The 17,230-nt window shown below is 70.6% G+C and carries 17 protein-coding genes; 11 read left to right on the top strand and 6 right to left on the bottom strand.

Going from position 1 to position 17,230, the window contains the following annotated elements; all coding sequences use genetic code 11:
- Positions 1 to 71: 71 nt before the first annotated feature.
- Complete coding sequence (gene greA / locus VYL96_RS10355) at positions 72 to 569, bottom strand: transcription elongation factor GreA (protein WP_007630145.1); 498 nt, start codon at positions 567 to 569, stop codon at positions 72 to 74.
- 134 nt (positions 570 to 703) lie between these two features.
- Entirely contained in the window at positions 704 to 1,162 is a 459-nt protein-coding gene (locus VYL96_RS10350; protein WP_131885497.1) for a DUF4307 domain-containing protein, read from the bottom strand.
- 137 nt (positions 1,163 to 1,299) lie between these two features.
- On the opposite strand from VYL96_RS10350, the gene mca reads away from it, so the two are divergent.
- Positions 1,300 to 2,223 (top strand): mycothiol conjugate amidase Mca, encoded by a 924-nt coding sequence (gene mca / locus VYL96_RS10345; RefSeq protein WP_131885499.1) that lies wholly within the window; start codon positions 1,300 to 1,302, stop codon positions 2,221 to 2,223.
- Positions 2,220 to 2,546 carry a hypothetical protein gene (locus tag VYL96_RS10340; RefSeq protein WP_007630142.1) on the top strand — a complete coding sequence of 109 codons (327 nt, stop codon included), beginning with the start codon at positions 2,220 to 2,222 and terminating at the stop codon, positions 2,544 to 2,546. Before mca ends, VYL96_RS10340 begins: the two co-directional genes overlap by 4 nt.
- 50 nt (positions 2,547 to 2,596) lie before the next feature.
- Here VYL96_RS10340 and VYL96_RS10335 read toward each other — a convergent pair whose 3' ends face one another.
- Positions 2,597 to 3,307: a CE1759 family FMN reductase gene (locus tag VYL96_RS10335; RefSeq protein WP_131885500.1), complete on the bottom strand. Its 711-nt coding sequence runs from the start codon at positions 3,305 to 3,307 to the stop codon at positions 2,597 to 2,599.
- Positions 3,304 to 4,554, bottom strand: a complete 1,251-nt coding sequence (locus tag VYL96_RS10330) for an LLM class flavin-dependent oxidoreductase (protein ID WP_131885502.1) — start codon at positions 4,552 to 4,554, stop codon at positions 3,304 to 3,306. The genes VYL96_RS10335 and VYL96_RS10330 overlap by 4 nt, the downstream gene beginning before the upstream one ends.
- A 649-nt stretch (positions 4,555 to 5,203) precedes the next feature.
- Here VYL96_RS10330 and VYL96_RS10325 point away from each other — a divergent pair.
- From VYL96_RS10325 to VYL96_RS10310, 4 genes are all read left to right on the top strand, one after another.
- Positions 5,204 to 6,340 carry a 3-deoxy-7-phosphoheptulonate synthase gene (locus VYL96_RS10325; RefSeq protein ID WP_407935060.1) on the top strand — a complete coding sequence of 379 codons (1,137 nt, stop codon included), beginning with the start codon at positions 5,204 to 5,206 and terminating at the stop codon, positions 6,338 to 6,340.
- Positions 6,341 to 6,422: 82 nt separating this feature from the next.
- A complete protein-coding gene (locus VYL96_RS10320; RefSeq protein WP_061230071.1) occupies positions 6,423 to 7,187 on the top strand; it encodes an isoprenyl transferase in 765 nt (254 codons plus the stop codon).
- Positions 7,184 to 7,918, top strand: a complete 735-nt coding sequence (locus tag VYL96_RS10315; RefSeq protein ID WP_243699639.1) for an MOSC domain-containing protein — start codon at positions 7,184 to 7,186, stop codon at positions 7,916 to 7,918. The genes VYL96_RS10320 and VYL96_RS10315 overlap by 4 nt, the downstream gene beginning before the upstream one ends.
- A gap of 38 nt (positions 7,919 to 7,956) precedes the next feature.
- Complete coding sequence (locus VYL96_RS10310) at positions 7,957 to 9,057, top strand: tocopherol cyclase family protein (protein WP_131885504.1); 1,101 nt, start codon at positions 7,957 to 7,959, stop codon at positions 9,055 to 9,057.
- Positions 9,058 to 9,089: 32 nt separating this feature from the next.
- Here the strand turns inward: VYL96_RS10310 and coaA are convergent, their stop codons facing one another.
- Positions 9,090 to 10,022, bottom strand: coding sequence for a type I pantothenate kinase (gene coaA, locus VYL96_RS10305; protein ID WP_007631281.1), 933 nt, complete (start codon positions 10,020 to 10,022; stop codon positions 9,090 to 9,092).
- A gap of 134 nt (positions 10,023 to 10,156) precedes the next feature.
- Here coaA and glyA point away from each other — a divergent pair, with 134 nt between their 5' ends.
- Both glyA and VYL96_RS10295 read left to right on the top strand, forming a co-directional pair.
- Positions 10,157 to 11,461, top strand: coding sequence for a serine hydroxymethyltransferase (gene glyA, locus VYL96_RS10300; RefSeq protein ID WP_131885506.1), 1,305 nt, complete (start codon positions 10,157 to 10,159; stop codon positions 11,459 to 11,461).
- 34 nt (positions 11,462 to 11,495) lie between these two features.
- Entirely contained in the window at positions 11,496 to 12,230 is a 735-nt protein-coding gene (locus VYL96_RS10295) for a LysR family transcriptional regulator substrate-binding protein (RefSeq protein WP_131885507.1), read from the top strand.
- Positions 12,231 to 12,240: 10 nt separating this feature from the next.
- Here the strand turns inward: VYL96_RS10295 and VYL96_RS10290 are convergent, their stop codons facing one another.
- Complete coding sequence (locus tag VYL96_RS10290) at positions 12,241 to 12,867, bottom strand: TetR/AcrR family transcriptional regulator (protein WP_407935083.1); 627 nt, start codon at positions 12,865 to 12,867, stop codon at positions 12,241 to 12,243.
- Between the two features lie 112 nt (positions 12,868 to 12,979).
- Here VYL96_RS10290 and VYL96_RS10285 point away from each other — a divergent pair, with 112 nt between their 5' ends.
- From VYL96_RS10285 to VYL96_RS10275, 3 genes are all read left to right on the top strand, one after another.
- A complete protein-coding gene (locus VYL96_RS10285) occupies positions 12,980 to 14,647 on the top strand; it encodes a class I adenylate-forming enzyme family protein (RefSeq protein ID WP_243699640.1) in 1,668 nt (555 codons plus the stop codon).
- 41 nt (positions 14,648 to 14,688) lie between these two features.
- The gene (locus VYL96_RS10280; protein WP_207913549.1) at positions 14,689 to 16,041 is read left to right on the top strand and encodes an MFS transporter; all 1,353 of its coding nucleotides are present in this window, start codon (positions 14,689 to 14,691) and stop codon (positions 16,039 to 16,041) included.
- 81 nt (positions 16,042 to 16,122) lie between these two features.
- Complete coding sequence (locus tag VYL96_RS10275) at positions 16,123 to 17,196, top strand: phosphotransferase family protein (RefSeq protein ID WP_061227585.1); 1,074 nt, start codon at positions 16,123 to 16,125, stop codon at positions 17,194 to 17,196.
- Positions 17,197 to 17,230: the final 34 nt, after the last annotated feature.

Here is a 17,230-nt window from a genome sequence, read left to right as displayed (position 1 = left end):
CGCTGAGTCGGGCGCGTCTGGGCGACCCGACATTCGTGAAGAACCTACCACCGGGGTCTCCACGGAGCAGGTCAGCTCTGGTACGGCTCCGCGGTCACGACGGTGACGGAGACCTTCTTGCCGTTGGGGGCGGTGTACTCGCGGGTCTCGCCGTTCTTGGCGCCGAGCACGGCCTTGCCGAGCGGCGAGTCGGGCGAGTAGATCTCGAGGTCGTCCTTGCCGGAGCCCTCGCCGCGGGTGCCGATGAGGAAGGTCTCCTTGGTGTCCTCGTTGCCGTTGTAGTACGCGCGGACGACGGAACCGATGAGCGCGACGCCGGACTCGGTGGGCGTCTCGCCGACCTGGGCGTTGGCCAGCAGGTCGTCGATGGTGCGGATCCGCGCCTCCTCCTGGCCCTGCTGCTCGCGCGCGGCGTGGTAGCCGGCGTTCTCCTTGAGGTCGCCCTCCTCGCGCCGTTCGTTGATCTCGGCGGCGATGACCGGACGGTTCGCGATCAGCGCCTCCTTCTCGGCCATGAGGCGGTCGTACGAGTCCTGGGTCAGCCAGTGGACCTGGGTGTCGTTCGCCATGAGCGCACTCCAATCTGTTCGCGTGCGTGAGTTAATAAAAACACGGCCCCGCGGAACCGGAGCCGTGCTGAAGCGCCAATACTAACACAGACACCGCCGCGCCAGGGCGGCGGTCGGTCGGGTTCGCAGGCGCTCTACCTGCGCAGGTAGTCGGGGACGTCCTCGCCGCAGCCGTAGACGTCGGCGATGAACGCACGGTCGGTGGTGAACACCGACGCGGTGATCTCGACGGTGCCGTTCTCGGACGGAGGAACGTAGACCTCACGCCGGCCCAGCTCGCCCTTCGACTCCTCCTGTGCGCGGATGATGCAGTACGCAGGCGTGCCCGGCTCCTCGCGCGTGACGGTGAACGTCAGGTCGACCCGGCCGGAATCCACGACCTCCACGCCGGTCGCCTCGCCCGAGATGTCGGGCGTCTGGTTGAGGCGGTACATCGTCACCACGCCGGCCACCAGCAGGGCGCCCACGAGCAGGACGAGGAGAACCGCGACGACCTTGCCGGCCAGGCCCGAGCCGCGGTCGGCGTCGGCGTACCGGTCGGCGGGCGGCCCCACGGGGCGCTGCGACGGGGCGTCCGACCTCGGCTCACTCATGGGGGCCAGGGTATCCGGGCGCGTCGGCGACGACGGTCGGGGGTCCACCGGGGCACGGGCCGGGGGCACGCCGCGCGACGACGCCCATAGAATGGTGCGGTCCTCCACCTACTCGAGAAGAACGGCAGGTGCACCCGATGGCCGGTCTGCGGCTGATGGCGGTCCACGCCCACCCCGACGACGAGTCGTCCAAGGGGTCGGCGACCATGGCCAAATACGTCGCGGAGGGTGTCCACGTGCTGGTCGAGACGTGCACCGGGGGAGAGCGGGGCGACATCCTCAACCCCGCGATGGATCGCCCGGACATCGTCGCGGATCTCCCAGCGGTGCGCGTGCGCGAGATGGCGCGCGCCGCCGACATCCTGGGCGTCGACCACCACTGGCTGGGCTACGTGGACTCGGGGCTGCCCGAGGGGGATCCGTTGCCGCCCCTGCCGGAGGGGTGCTTCGCCCTGGCCGACGACGACGAGGTCACCGAGGCCCTGGTCCGCAGGATCCGTGAGTTCCGGCCACACGTGATGATCACCTACGACGAGAACGGTGGTTATCCCCACCCGGATCATCTGAAGGTGCACTCGGCGTCGATGGCCGCCTACGAGGCCGCCGCGGACCCCACCCGGTATCCGGACGCGGGCGAGCCGTGGGCCATCGCGAAGGTCTACTACACGCACGGCTTCCCCAGGCGCCGCCTCGAGCTGCTCGACGAGGAGCTCTACGCCCGCGACGGCGTCCGCCACTTCGACGAGTTCCTGTCCCGCTGGAAGGACCGTCCGGACGTGATGGAGCGGGTGACCACCCGGGTGGAGTGCGCGGACTACTTCGAGCAGCGCAACTCGGCCCTCCTGGCGCACGCCACCCAGATCGACCCCAACGGCTGGTTCTTCGCCGCGCCGGTGGAGATGCAGCAGCGGGTGTGGCCGACCGAGGAGTTCGAACTGGCAGCCAGTCGGGTGGGCTTTCCTCAGCTCGGTGAGGGAGAATACGAGACAGACCTCTTCGCGGGAGTCGACCCGTCGGTCGAGCTCCCTGTCGGACCGAGCACGAGTGAGGACCCGAGATGATCACCCTGGGACCGGACGTCCAGATCCTGGCGTACGAGTCGGCGATGATCTTCGCTCAGAACCAGTCGCCCGGCACCCCCGGGTACAACGACAACCCGGTCGGTCCGGAGTTCGGGAAGGCCTCGCCGCTCGGCATCCCCCTCGTGCTGTTGCTGCTCATCGCCACGGTCCTGCTGGTGCGCAACATGAACAAGCACATCAAGAACCTGCCGGAGAGCTTCGACGTCGAGAACCCGGCGCCGGACCAGCTCGCCGACGAGGGCACCGACCGCTCGGGAGTGATCGGTGCCCCCGGTAGCGACGAGGTGGGCGACCCGCGCTGACGTCCCGCGGCGTCAGGCGGGCCGGCCGGGTGCCCGGTGCCGCTGCCGGTTCAGCGTCCCAGGAGATCGCCCATCGGGACGAAGTCGCTGAACTCGTCGTCGTCGCCCCGTCGTCCCCGCTTGTCATCCGCGCGCGTCGGCTCGACCGCGCCGGCGGTGACCCCCGCGAACCGCAGCATGTAGTCGCCCAGTTCGGTCCCCACCCGGACGGCGCGCGTCCGTAGCGAGTTCTCGTCGCCCGCGGTGGACACGGCGCCGAAGTCCTCGGCGGCCGCGAACACGGTGGTGGGCACGACGTCGGCCTTGAGGTAGGCGAACATCGGCCGCACCGCGTAGTCGACCGCCAGCGAGTGCCGCGCCGTGCCGCCGGTCGCGCCGAGCGCCACCGGCACCCCGGCGAGGGTGCCCGGCTCGATGACGTCGAACAGCGACTTGAACAGGCCCGAGAACGACTGGTTGTAGATGGGCGTCACCGCGATCAGCCCGTCCGCGCGGCCGATCGCGTCGATCGCCGCGCTCAGCTTCTCGCCGGGGAAGCGGGTGAACGTCGCGTCGACGACCTCGTGGGCCAGCTCGTGCGCCTCGAGTACCGTCACCTCGACGCGCTGCCCGTGGCGGGCGAGGGCGTCGCGGGTGGCGGAGGTGAGGTGGTCGGCGAGCATCCGCGTGCTGGAGGGAACGGAGGTTCCGGCGGCGACGACGACGAGGTTGAGCGGCCGCTCGTCAGGGGCGGTGTGGTCGGTCAGGTGCTCGGAGCTCACTTGGACTCCTTTCCGGCCGGCGCTTCGGCGAGGCGGGCCTGGGTGCGGCGGTTGCGGGCGAGCGACTCCTGCTGTGCCCGCTGCCCGCCCTCGGCGGTGAGGCCCGTCCAGTTGTCGCCGGTGCCGAAGCGGTAGGCGTCGGAGTAGGCGGGCTCGCCGGCGGCGGCCAGCTCGGCGTCACGGGCGGCGACCCGCGCGGCGTGCGTGGGGCCGTCCGGCACGTGGGCCGGGCGCAGCGCGTCGAGCTCACGGCGGAGGGTGGGGACGATCTCGGTGCCCAGGATCTCGATCTGCTCGAGCACCGTCTTGCGCGGCAGGCCGGCGTGGTCGACGAGGAACAGCTGGCGCTGGTAGTCGCCCACGTGCTCGCGCATCGTCATGTAGCGGTCGATGATCTGCTGCGGCGAGCCGACCGTGAGCGGGGTCTGCGCGGTGAAATCCTCGAGCGACGGGCCGTGGCCGTAGACCGGGGCGTTGTCGAAGTAGGGGCGGAACTCGTTCACGGCGTCCTGGCTGTTGGCACGCGCGAAGAACTGGCCGCCCAGTCCGACGATCGCCTGATCAGCCGAGCCGTGGCCGTAGTGCTCGTAGCGGCGGCGGTACAGCTCCACCATCTGCTTGGTGTGGTGGATGGGCCAGAAGATGTTGTTGTGGAAGAAGCCGTCGCCGTAGAAGGCGGCCTGCTCGGCGATCTGCGGCGAGCGGATCGAGCCATGCCACACGAACGGGGCGACGCCGTCCAGCGGGCGGGGCGTCGAGGTGAACTGCTGGAGCGGCGTGCGGAACTTGCCCTCCCAGTCCACCACGTCCTCGTGCCACAGGCGGTGCAGCAGCTCGTAGTTCTCGATGGCCAGCGGCAGGCCCTGGCGGATGTCCTGTCCGAACCACGGGTACACCGGGCCGGTGTTTCCGCGGCCCATCGTCAGGTCGACCCGGCCGCCGGACAGGTGCTGCAGCATGGCGTAGTCCTCGGCGATCTTCACCGGGTCGTTGGTCGTGATGAGGGTGGTGGCCGTCGAGAGGATGATCTCGCTCGTGCGACCCGCGACGTAACCCAGCGTGGTGGTGGGGGAGGACGTGACGAACGGCGGGTTGTGGTGCTCACCCAGCGCGAACACGTCCAGGCCCACCTGCTCGGCCAGGGTCGCGTACTCGACTATCGCCTCGAGCCGCTCGTGCTCGGTGGGTATGCGCCCGGTGGTGGGGTCCGGGGTGATGTCCGCGATGCTGAAAATTCCGAACTGCATGGTGGTTCCTCTCGTTGTCGATACGCCCAGCCGTGTGTCGATGCGCCCAGCGTACGTTGCTGACATGTCAAACAAAAGGGGGTCCGGCCGTATTCCCCCTCATCCGGCGGTGCCGTGGCGACCCGCGCGCTGCGTCCGCCTACGCGCCGCGCTTCGCGCTCGCACCGCGACTCGCAGCCGCTCCCGCCCCTGGCGTCTCGCGCGCGGGAATGTTTGCCGACCGCTACAGCCGCTCCCGCCCCTGGCGTCTCGCTCCCGCGGATGCTCCCAAAACTCGCAGCCGCCCCTCGACATGGCGTCTCGCACCCGCCGCGGTGCGCGCGAGACGCCATGGAGAGGGGCGGCTGTGCGCCCGCCGGCAGTGGCCGCAGGAGGGTAGGGCCTGAAGGGTCAGGTGTGCGAGCAGGAGTTCATCCGCGCGAGCGCACGCCGGACCGGGGCGGCGGATTCCGGGGGCGATGCGGTCTCTGCTATGGTCGCTGTCATGTCGATCGCTCGCGCATATTGGCGCTTTATGTGGGCTCCGGGTGGAGCCCGCGCCGCGAGCGCACGCGTCCGCTAGACGGATCGTCGACACCCGGAGCCCAGAGGCGGTGACCACCATGGTCGCCGCCTTCCGCCTTTCAACAGCGGCGGATCCGGGTGCGACATGGGCACCGAAGAGGATCACGGCACCCGGCCCGCCACCACCGATTCGTCAGGAGCGACCGCCGTGACCATCACCGCCGAGAACCCCACCCAGACCGCCGACAGGCGCGTCCTGTCGTACTCACCGCTGCCGACCCCGACCGAGATCCTCGGCGAGCTCCCGCTGGGGCAGGCCCGCGAGGCGCTGGTCGAGCGGAGCCGGTCCGAGATCGCCGACGTGCTGGCCGGCCGCGATGACCGCCTGCTCGTCGTGGTGGGCCCCTGCTCGGTCCACGACACCGACGCCGCACTCGACTACGCCGGTCGGCTGGCCCGGCTCGCCGAGGAGACGGCCGAGGACCTGCTCATCGTCATGCGCGTGTACTTCGAGAAGCCGCGCACGACGGTCGGCTGGAAGGGCCTCATCAACGACCCCGCGCTCGACGGGAGCTACGACATCCCGCGCGGCCTGCGCACCGCCCGCAAGCTGCTGCTGGACGTGCTCGACCTCGGACTTCCCGTCGGCACCGAGTTCCTCGAGCCGACCAGCCCGCAGTACATCGCCGACGCCGTCTCCTGGGGTGCGATCGGCGCCCGCACCACGGAGAGCCAGGTGCACCGCCAGCTCGTGTCGGGCCTGTCCATGCCGGTCGGCTTCAAGAACGGCACCGACGGCGAGGTCCAGGTCGCGGTGGACGGGTGCCGGTCCTCGGCGGCGGGACACGTGTTCTTCGGCACCGACGCCGACGGCCGCGCGGCGGTCGTGGAGACGGCGGGCAACACGGACTGTCACGTGATCCTGCGCGGCGGCACCCGCGGGCCGAACCACGACGCCGAGTCCGTCGCAGCCGCGGTCGCGGCCGTGGGCAAGGTCGGGCTGCCGGGTCTCGTGATGGTCGACGCCAGCCACGCCAACTCGGGCAAGTCGCACGAGCGCCAGGCCGAGGTCGTGGCCGAGTTGGCCGAGCGCATCGGCGGGGGAGAGCAGGGCATCTCCGGGCTAATGATCGAGAGTTTCATCGAGCCCGGCGCCCAGTCCGTCGAGGCCGAGGAGCTGGTCTACGGGCAGTCCGTCACCGACGCCTGCATGGGATGGGACACCACCGCCGAGGGGCTGCGTGCCCTCGCCGCGGCGGTGCGCGCCGGCCGACGGAACTGACTCCCGCCGGCCGACGGAGCCGAGCGCGCAGCGGGTCAGGGGCACCACAGAGGAGGCGGTGCCGCGCGGTACTCTTTCCCGCGTGGCCACCTCCCCCCTGTACAAGTTCTACGAGTCCCGACTGCGGTCGTCGCTCGAGGGCAAGAGGCTGCCGCGGCACGTCGCCGTGATGTGCGACGGCAACCGCCGGTGGGCCAAGGAGGCCGGGTTCACCGACGTCGCGCACGGCCACCGGGCCGGCGCGGTGAAGATCGCCGAGATGCTGGGCTGGTGTGACGAACTCGGCATCGACGTCGCCACCATCTACCTCCTGTCCACCGAGAACCTCGGCCGCGACGCCGACGAGCTCGGCGAACTGCTGCAGATCATCGCCGACGTCGTGGACGAGATCACCAGGCCGGAGCGCAACTGGGAGGTCCGCATCGTCGGGCGACTGGAGCTCCTGCCCGAGTGGCTGGCCGATCGCCTGCGTCACGCGGAGCAGGTGAGCACCGGCCGACCGGGCGTCAAGGTCAACGTGGCGGTGGGCTACGGCGGGCGGCAGGAGATCGCCGACGCGGCCCGTGAACTGGTCGAGCAGCTGATCGACGAGGGCCGGACGGGCGCGGACCTCGTCGACGGGATCACCGTCGAGGGCATCGGGGAGCACCTCTACACGTCCGGGCAGCCCGACCCCGACCTCGTGATCCGCACGTCCGGCGAGCAGCGCCTGTCGGGCTTCCTGCTGTGGCAGAGCGCGTACTCGGAGATCTGGTTCACCGAGGCCTACTGGCCGGCGTTCCGCCGCGTGGACTTCCTGCGCGCACTCCGCGAGTACAGCGCCCGCAACCGCAGGTTCGGGCAGTGAGCACTGCGGCGAGCACGCCGGCGGGATCCGCCGTGCCCGCGTCGTTCACCGTCCGTGCCGTGTGCGTGGTCGACCAGCTGCTGGCCGTGCCCGGCCGGGTCGGCGTGACGGCGATCGACAAGCGCCCGGTCGAGGGCCCGGTCCAGGTCCGCGAGTACGGCCTCCACGGTGACGTCCAAGCCGACCGCAAGCACCACGGCGGCGTGTGGAAGGCCGTCTACCTGCTCTCCGACTCCGACGTCGAGCAGTGGGAACCCGAGTTCGGCGGCCCGATCCCACCCGGCTATTTCGGCGAGAACCTCCGCGTCACCGGGATCGACACCTCGCAGCTGCAGATCGGCACCGTGCTGGAAGTGGCCGCTGTAGGCGCCGCCGGCGCGGGCGGCACCGCCGGGGCTCCCGCCCTGCGCATGGAGGTGACCACGCCGCGCATCCCGTGCCAGACCTTCGCCCACCGTGTCGGGAAGCCGCGGTGGGTGCGTCGCTTCACCGAGGGCGGGCGGCCGGGCGCGTACGCGCGGGTGCTCGCCCCGGGTCCGGTCGGGGCGGGCGACGAGATCCGGGTGGTCAGCGAGCCCACGCACGGTGTCACCATCGGGAGGGTGCTGTCCGGGGTCGACGACGACGAGGTCAGCCGCCTCCTCGCCGAGTACGACCTCTCCGAGCTCGCACCGAGCCTCGTCCGGAAGCTGGATCCGGCCACAGACGACCGCCCGGTCGACGCGGACTGAGACAACGCCGGCCGGCCGGATATGGGACGCTGATCCGCATGGGACTCCTCCGGCGATACCGGGCGACCGGTGCAGACCTGCCCTTCGGCGATCCGCTCCGCGCGCACGGCGTGGCCATGGAGGGGTACTTCCTCCGGATCACGGACCGCGAACGCGGGCGCGTGGCCATCGCGCTCATCGGGGTCAACCGGGGACCCGACGGGCACTGGGCGACGCTCGGCCTGGCCTCCGACGAGGTGATGATCCCGCTCGAGGCCGGTGGCGCCCGCCGGCCCGGTGACGGGGACTCCTCGTCGTCGTCCTCCGCGGCGGTCTCCACGCTCCGCCTCGCCGCCGCGCCGCACGGGTGGGCCGACCCCTCGCGCATCGGCGCCCGGTCCGGCGGACAGTTCGAGTACCGCCGCGACGGCATCCACGTGGACATGGGGGAGGGCGCGCGGCTCCACGTGGACATCACCGACCCCGTTGAGTGGCCGCATCGCGCCGTCGGCGGCTCGAGCGTCTTCCAGTCCGTCCCAGCGCTCAACCAGTACTGGCACCCGTGGCTGCTCGGCGGGCGCGCCAGCGGGTGGGCCGAGCTCGACGGCCGGCGCTGGGACTTCGACGACGCCGAGGTCTACGGCGAGAAGAACTGGGGCGCGGAGGGCTTCCCCGACTCCTGGTGGTGGGGGCAGGCGCAGGCGTTCTCCGAGCCCGACACCTGCGTCGCGTTCGCCGGCGGTCAGATCCACTCCGGCCCGCTGCGCACCGAGGTCACCGCGCTCGTCGTGCGGCTCCCCGGCGGGCGCGTCGTGCGGCTCGGCAACCCCGTGGTCTCGCCCGTACGTGCCGACGTCACCGACAAGAGGTGGGAGCTCGAGGGACGCGGCTACGGCTGGGACATCCGCGTCAGCGGCCGCTCGCCGCTCGACCGCGCGCACGTCCTGCCCGTGCCGCTGCCGTCGGAGAATCGCAACTCCGCGGGGTCGATCGAGCACCTGACCGGGGAGCTCGAGGTGGAGGTACGACGGCGAGGGCGGCTGGTGTGGTCGGATCGCAGCTGGCTGGCCGCGCTCGAACACGGAGGTCTCGACCGGGCCGAGGCCGAGCTGCGGAGGCGCGGCGTGCCGGAGGGGGAGACGGGCGCGCCGCCGGTGTAGGCGAGGTCGGGGAGTGCGCGCGGGTCGCTGCCTCAGATCTTCCGCAGGCGCAGCCGCTGGATGGAGTGATCCGAGTTCTTGCGCAGTACCAGCGTGGCACGCGGCCGGGTGGGGAGGATGTTCTCCACGAGGTTCGGCCGGTTGATCGAGTTCCAGATCTCGCGCGCGGCCAGGCGCGCCGCGTTGTCGGACAGGTCGGCGTAGTGCGCGAAGTGCGACCCCGGGTTGGAGAACGACGTGCTGCGCAGTTCGAGGAACCGCTCGATGTACCACTGCTCGATGTCCTCGATCCGCGCGTCCACGTAGAGCGAGAAGTCGAACAGGTCCGAGACCATGAGCCGCGGGCCGGTCTGCAGGACGTTGAGGCCCTCGACGATGAGGATGTCCGGCCGCTGCACCTCGATGTGCTCACCCGGCACGATGTCGTACTTGGTGTGTGAGTAGACCGGCGCGCGGACCACGGGCGCCCCGGACTTGACCTCGGTGACGAAGCGCAGCAGCGCGCGGCGGTCGTACGACTCCGGGTACCCCTTGCGGTGCATGAGCCCGCGACGCTGGAGCTCGCGGTTGGGGTAGAGGAACCCGTCGGTCGTCACCAGGTCGACCCGGGGGTGCGAGTCCCAGCGGGTGAGCAGCGCGCGCAGCACACGGGCGGACGTGGACTTGCCCACCGCCACCGAGCCGGCGACCCCGATCACGAACGGCATCGGTGCGTCGACGGTCTCGCCGAGGAACAGGTTGGTGGACTGGAACAGCCGCTGACGTGCGGAGACCTGCAGGTGGATGAGGCGGCTGAGCGGGAGGTAGATCTCCGCGATCTCGTCCAGGTCGAGGTGTTCGCCCAGGCCGCGGAGCCCTTCGAGATCCTGCTCGGTGAGGACCATGGGCATCGCACGCCGCAGCCGCCGCCAGCTCCGGCGGTCGAACTCCACGTACGGCGTGTAGTCGCCGGCATGTCTGCTCACGGGTTCCGATTGTGGCAGGTGGCCACGGGGGAGAGGGTGTCAGGGTGCGTGGCACTAGACTGACGACGACGACGAGACGAGCCGTGGCCCACACGATTCGTACGAAGCGAGAAGCCCACGCGCGAGGAGCAACGATGACCGACCCGAACACCGACGTGTTCTCCGCCTCCCTGTCCGAACTGGATCCGGAGGTCGCCGAGGCGATGGCCGGCGAGCTGGCCCGTCAGCGGGACACGCTCGAGATGATCGCGTCGGAGAACTTCGTGCCGCGCTCGGTGCTGCAGGCGCAGGGCTCCGTGCTCACCAACAAGTACGCCGAGGGCTACCCGGGACGCCGCTACTACGGCGGGTGCGAGCACGTGGACGTCATCGAGAACCTGGCGCGCGATCGCGCCAAGGAGGTCTTCGGCGCCAAGTACGCCAACGTCCAGCCGCACGCCGGGGCCCAGGCCAACGCCGCCGTGCTCATGGCGCTCGCCGCGCCGGGCTCCAAGATCATGGGGCTGTCTCTGGCCCACGGTGGGCACCTCACGCACGGCATGAAGCTCAACTTCTCCGGCCAGCTGTACGAGGTCGCCGCCTACGAGGTCGACGCCGAGACGATGCTCGTCGACATGGACGCCGTCCGTGAGATGGCGCTGGCAGAGAAGCCCGACGTCATCATCGCCGGCTGGTCGGCCTACCCCCGGACGCTGGACTTCGCGAAGTTCCGCGAGATCGCCGACGAGGTCGGCGCCAAGCTGTGGGTGGACATGGCGCACTTCGCCGGTCTGGTCGCCGCGGGCCTGCACCCGAGCCCCGTCCCGCACGCCGACGTCGTCTCCACGACCGTGCACAAGACGCTCGGCGGGCCGCGTTCCGGCATGATCCTCACCAACGATCTCGAGCTGTTCAAGAAGCTCAACTCCACCGTGTTCCCGGGCCAGCAGGGTGGGCCGCTCATGCACGCGATCGCCGCCAAGGCCACGGCCATGAAGATCGCCGGCACCGAGCAGTTCCGGGAGCGGCAGCAGCGCACCCTCGAGGGCGCGAAGATCCTCGCCGAGCGGCTCACCGAGCAGGACTGCAAGGACGCCGGCGTCTCGGTCCTCACGGGCGGTACCGACGTCCACCTCGTGCTGGTGGACTTGCGCGACTCGGAGCTGGACGGCCAGCAGGCCGAGGACCTGCTGCACGAGGTCGGCATCACCGTGAACCGTAACGCCGTGCCGTTCGACCCCCGGCCACCGATGGTCACCTCCGGCCTGCGGATCGGCACGCCCGCCCTGGCGACGCGCGGCTTCACCGCAGACGACTTCCGTGAGGTCGCCGACATCATCGGCGCCGCCCTCGCCGCGGGTAAGAACGCCGACGTCGCCGCCCTGCGCGAGCGCGTCACGGCGTTGGCCAGGTCCAAGCCCCTCTACGAGGGCCTCGAGGACTGGACGATCCTGGGCTGAGGACTCCGAGACACACGACGACAGGCGGGGGTCGATGACCGACGAGAGCGCGGGCATCGGCCCCCGCCTGCGCGTGGGATACGTTCCCGGCGTGCAGCCCGACAAGTGGCTCACCCGGTGGCGCGAGCGCAACCCCGGAGTGCCGATCACGGCACGACGAGTGGGGGACCCGCAGCCGGATCTGGCACGGTCTGCCGGCGACGACGGGTTCGACGTGATCTTCCTCCGCGAGGCCGATGATGCGCCGCGGTCTGCGCCGCCGGGACTCCTGCGGATCCCCCTGTACACCGAGACCATGGCCGTGCTCGCCGGGAAGGACCACGAGCTCGGGGCGTTCGACTCGTTGAGCGTCGAGGAGCTCGAGACCGAGCGCTGGCTCGATCCGGTCGACGCGGTCACGGCGACGCCGGAGGAGGTGTCCGCCGCCGTCGACCTGGTCGCGGCCGGGGTCGGGCTGCTCGCGCTGCCGCTGCCGTACGCACGGTCGCTGAGTCGTCGGGACGTGGTGGCCCGGCCGCTCGAGGGCGTCCCGGCCACGCGCATGGGCGTGGCGTGGTCGCCCGCCAGGGAGGGCGACGAGCTCATCGACGAGTTCGTCGGGATCGTGCGGGGCCGAACGGCATCGACGTCGCGGGGTGCGGGGGAGCCGCCGCGTGAGAAGCGCAAAGCCCGCGAGAAAACGGCGGCGAAGGCGCGGGCGCGCGCCGAGCGCGGGACGCGGCCAGCGGAGCGGGGCATGTCCCCAGCGAGGGGTAAGCGGCGGCGCTGACCGCCGCTGGTCAGCGGGCTGTCGCCCCGACCATCCGGCGGGCGAACTCGACGTGGCGGCAGACGACGTCGTCAGCGCTCAGGGGCCCGTCGGGTCGGTACCAGTTCGCGATGGAGACGCACAGTGACGCGATCGCCCGCGCGGCGTCCTCGGGGAACTCGCAGGCGAAGTCGCCGGACTCGACGCCCGCGCGGATGGCGTCCTCGATCATTTTCTGCTGGGCGTCGCGTTGACTGACGTGATGGGCGCGCACTTCCGGCTCCATGCTGCGCATCTCGGTGGAGGCGACGAACGCCTGGTCGCGCCGGGCCATATGGAAGCGGGCCAGACATTCCACCACGTTCTCGAAGCGGGTCACCGGATCGTCGCCGGCGTCGTCGGCGGCAGCGGCGGTGTTGGCGAGCATCTCGGCCATCGCGGTGTCGACCAGAGCGGCGAGAATCGCCTGCTTGGAGCGGTAATGGTGGTACAGGCCGGGCACCGACAGCCCGGCGGCCTCGGCGATCATCCGGATAGATGCCCCGTGGTAGCCGTGGCGCGCGAACACGCCCAGCGCGGCGCGTAGGGGAGGGGAGAGCGCGTCGTCTCCGAATTCGCGCCAATCCGCCGTGGTCGCGATCTCCTCGCTCATCTCCATCACCCTATAACCGCCCTCCGCTTGACACCCAATGTGGTGTAAGCAACACTATGACACACCGAGCGATCGCTCGGTCGGCTACGTCGGAACCGGCGCTGACGGGAGGAGCGAGATGAGTCAGAGCGACCCGCGACCATGGCGGGAGCTGTACCGTCCAGGGCTCGACGAGAGCGCGGTCGCGCGACGATCGAGCCTGGTCGAGGCGTGGCGCGAACGCGTCACCGCGGCGCCGGATCGGGCGGCGATCGCCTACTTCGACACCGAGCTGTCCGCGACCGAGGTCGACGAGATGTCCGACGCGCTCGCCACCGCGCTCCAGGTCCGCGGCGTGGCGCCGGGCGACCGGGTGGGCATCCACCTGCAGAACATCCCCCAGTACGCACTGGCGATGCTCGCGCTGTGGAAGATCGGCGCCGCTGCCGTGGTGCTCAATCCGATGTACTTCGGGCGCGAGCTCCGGCTCCCGGTCGCCGACTCCGGTGCCGTGGGGATCATCGCCACCGACCGGGACGTGCCCGCGGTCCGGGAGGCCGTCAGCGGCACGGACGTGGCCTGGGTCGTCAGCACCAGCGAGCGGGATCTGCAGACGAGGAACGACCCCCGAGCGTTCGGCGACGAGCAGCCGGCGGAGCCCTCCGCGGACGGGGACCTCGTGGACCTCATCCGCCGGTTCGAGGGGCGCACGCCGGAGCAGGTCACGGTCACGCAGGACGATCTGGCGCTGCTCACGTACACGTCGGGCACGACCGGGCCGCCGAAGGGCGCCATGAACTCGCACGGCAACGTCGTCGCGGTCGCCCGGAGCTTCGCGGACTTCGTCGACGTGGCGCCGGGCGACGTCGTCCTGGCCATCGCGCCGCTGTTCCACATCACCGGCGCCGTCATCAACGCCACGCTCGCCCTCATCGGTGACGCGACGCTCGTCTTCGCGGGCCGGTTCCGACCCGAGGTCATGCTGGACGCGTTCCGTGAACACGGCGTCACGTTCACGATCGGTTCCATCACCGCGTACAACGCGCTCATGCGCCTGGACGACGCAGGGCCGGAGCACTTCGCCGCGGTCAAGACCCTCTACAGCGGTGGTGCTCCCATCCCGCCGTCGACGGTCGAGCGGTTCGCCGAGCGGTTCGGGCACTACATCCACAACGGCTACGGCATGACGGAGACGACCTCCGGCGTGATCGCCGTGCCGCCCGGCCTGCGGGCGCCGGTCGACGCCGCGAGCGGCACCCTGTCCATCGGTGTGCCACTGCCGGGGATCGACGCCGAGGTCGTCGACGCGGACGACACCCCCGTCGCGCCCGGCGAGCAGGGCGAACTCGTGCTGTCCGGGCCGCAGATCGTCTCGGGCTATTGGCGCAATGAGGCCGCGACCGAGTCGACCATGCCCGGCGGGCGTCTGCACACCGGTGACGTCGCCGTCATGGACGCGGTCGGGTGGGTCTACCTCGTCGACCGGCTCAAGGACCAGATCAACGCCTCCGGCTACAAGGTCTGGCCGCGCGAGGTCGAGGACGCTCTCTACGAACACGACGCCGTGTTCGAGGCCGCTGTCGTCGGCCTGCCCGACGAGTACCGCGGGGAGAAGGTCGTCGCGTTCGTCTCGCTCAAGGCCGGCGGTACCGCCACGGAGGACGAGCTGATCGCGTTCGCCGCCGCTCGGCTCGCCGCCTACAAGCGACCGGCCGAGATCCACCTCGTCCCCGAACTTCCCAAGACCCAGACCGGCAAGATCCGCCGTCGCGAGCTCCGAGACGCGCATGCCCCCGACCAGCCCTGACCACGCGCCCCGAACCTCCCCTCACACCGAAGGACACTGACATGGCCGAGGCCACCCTGAACCCCGGCGACAACGGCGCCATTACCGCCGACGCCGCACCACCCGTGCAGACGGCACGGGGAAACCGCAGCAGCATCCGGTCCCTGGCCGCCAGCACCACCGGGCAGCTGTTCGAGTGGTACGAGTGGACCGCCTACGCGGTCTTCGCGCCCTACATCGCCGCAGCGATGTTCAACAACGACAACCCGGTGTCCGCGCTGCTGGCCACCCTCGCCGTCTTCGCGGTCGGCTTCCTCATGCGCCCCCTCGGCGGGATCGTCTTCGGCCGGATCGCCGACGTCAAGGGACGCAAGTTCGTCCTCATCACCACCATGCTCATGATGGCCGGCGCGAGCCTGCTCATCGGCCTGCTGCCGACCTACGGAGCGCTCGGGATCGTCGCCTCCGGCCTGCTGCTGCTGTGCCGCATGGTCCAGGGCTTCGCACACGGCGGTGAGTCGGCGACCGCCTACAGCTACGTCGCCGAGATCGCGCCCCCGCACCGTCGCGGCATGTGGGGCAGCCTCGTGTTCGTCGCCATCATGGGCGGCACCGTGATCGCCTACGGCATCGGCGGCGGCATCACCGCCGTGCTCTCCGAGTCCGCCGTCGGCGAGTGGGGCTGGCGCGTGCCGTTCCTACTCGGCGCCGTGTTCGCGCTGTTCGTGCTCTACCTGCGCCGCGGCATGGAGGAGTCCGACGTCTTCGACAAGGCGGCGGCCGAGGCCGAGGCGTCGGGCACCACGGTCACGTTCTCGCGGCGCAAGCTGGCCGGCGCGATCGCCCTCGTCGTGGCTATGGTCTCCGGCATCACGGTCGCGCACTACACGTGGAGCTCCTACGCGTCGACGTTCGCCATCACGCAGCGCGACATGGACTCCGAGTCCGCCTTCTGGATGATCTTCGCCAGTCAGCTCATCGCGCTGGGCACCCTGCCGCTGTGGGGTCTGCTCTCGGACCACATCGGTCGCCGCCCGGTGATCTTCATCTTCGGTGTGGGCACCATCATCACCACGCCGGTGCTGATGGGGATGATCGACGAGCGTCCGTGGACGCTGTTCGTGGCCTCTCTCATCGCGATGACGCTCGTCGCCGCCGCCGGGTCGATCCTGTCCTCGTTCATGTCCGAGGCGTTCCCCACAAAGATGCGCACCGCCGGGATCGGGTTCGCCTACTCCCTGTCGGTCGCGGTGTTCGGCGGCAGCGCCCCGTACCTCAACGCCCAGTTCATCGAGTGGGACCTGTACTGGATGATCAGCGCATACATCATCTTCCTGTGCGTCTGCACCATGGTCGCGACCGCCTTCATGAAGGAGACCCGGGGTCACGACCTGCACCGGGTCGGCCAGCACTGACACGGCGCCTCCGACCCACGCAGCCCAGGACTGCTCCGAACCGTTCACCCGGCCGCCCATCAACAGCGAGGATCGAACTCCATGACCCCATCATCGTCAGAGGCCACCGGCCTGTCGCTCGACCAGCTGCTCCGCCCCGACATCGTGGGTCCGAAGATCGCCGAGGCCACCGGCGACCGGGCGTGGACCGACTTCGACGCCGAGCTCATCGCCGGCGGCAAGTCGAACCTCACGTTCACGCTCCGCTCGGACGCCGGTGAGCTCATCCTGCGGCGGCCGCCCACGGGGAAGCTCCTGCCGAGCGCCCACGACATGGGCCGCGAGGCGCGCATCCAGCTCGGACTCGCGGACACGGACGTGCCGGTCGCGAAGGTGGTACTCAACGAGACCACCGGTGACGACCTGGGCGTGCCGTACTACGTGATGGAGAAGGTGGTCGGCCACGTCATCCGTGACGTGCTACCGCCGGGCTTCGCCGAGTCCGACGACGACAAGGCGGCCATGGCCGACGCCCAGATCGACGCCCTGGTCGCGCTCCATGCCGTGGACCAGGACGCCGTGGGCCTGTCCGATCTCGGACGCCCGGAGGGTTATCTGGAGCGACAACTCCGACGCTGGCTGGGCCAGTCGGAGAAGTCCAGTGCCTCCGTCCGGGCCGAGCGCCTGCCCGACCTGGCGGCGCGTCTCGGCGAGAGCATGCCCACCTCGCCGTCGTCGCGGATCATCCACGGTGACTACCGCCTGGACAACTACGTCGTCGACCCCGACGACCCCGGGCGCATCAAGGCGATCCTCGACTGGGAGCTGTCCACCCTCGGTGACCCCGTCGCCGACCTGGCGCAGACCGTCCTGTACTGGGGCGATCCCGACGGGCCGACGGTGCCGCTCATCCCCACCATCACCACCGAACCCGGGTGGCCGGGGCCGCAGCGCCTCCTCGACCGGTACTGCGACGCCACCGGCACGGACCCGTCCCACATGCCCTGGTACCTGGCGTTCGCCACGTTCAAGTTCGCCGCCATCGCGCAGGGCGTGGCCACCCGCTCCGAGGCCGGCGACATGGCCGGACAGGACTTCGGAGACATCGGCCCGCAGATCCGCGAGCTGGTCGACCACGGCCACTCGATCCTCGACTCCCGGAAGGGGACCACGTGATGACTGATCCCACCCCCGGCGCCTCCGATCCCGG

Source organism: Dietzia maris (assembly GCF_036287335.1).
Lineage (GTDB): Bacteria > Actinomycetota > Actinomycetes > Mycobacteriales > Mycobacteriaceae > Dietzia > Dietzia cinnamea.
The sequence above is the reverse complement of the archived record's forward strand: the minus strand, read 5'-3'. Positions and strand labels throughout refer to the sequence as shown.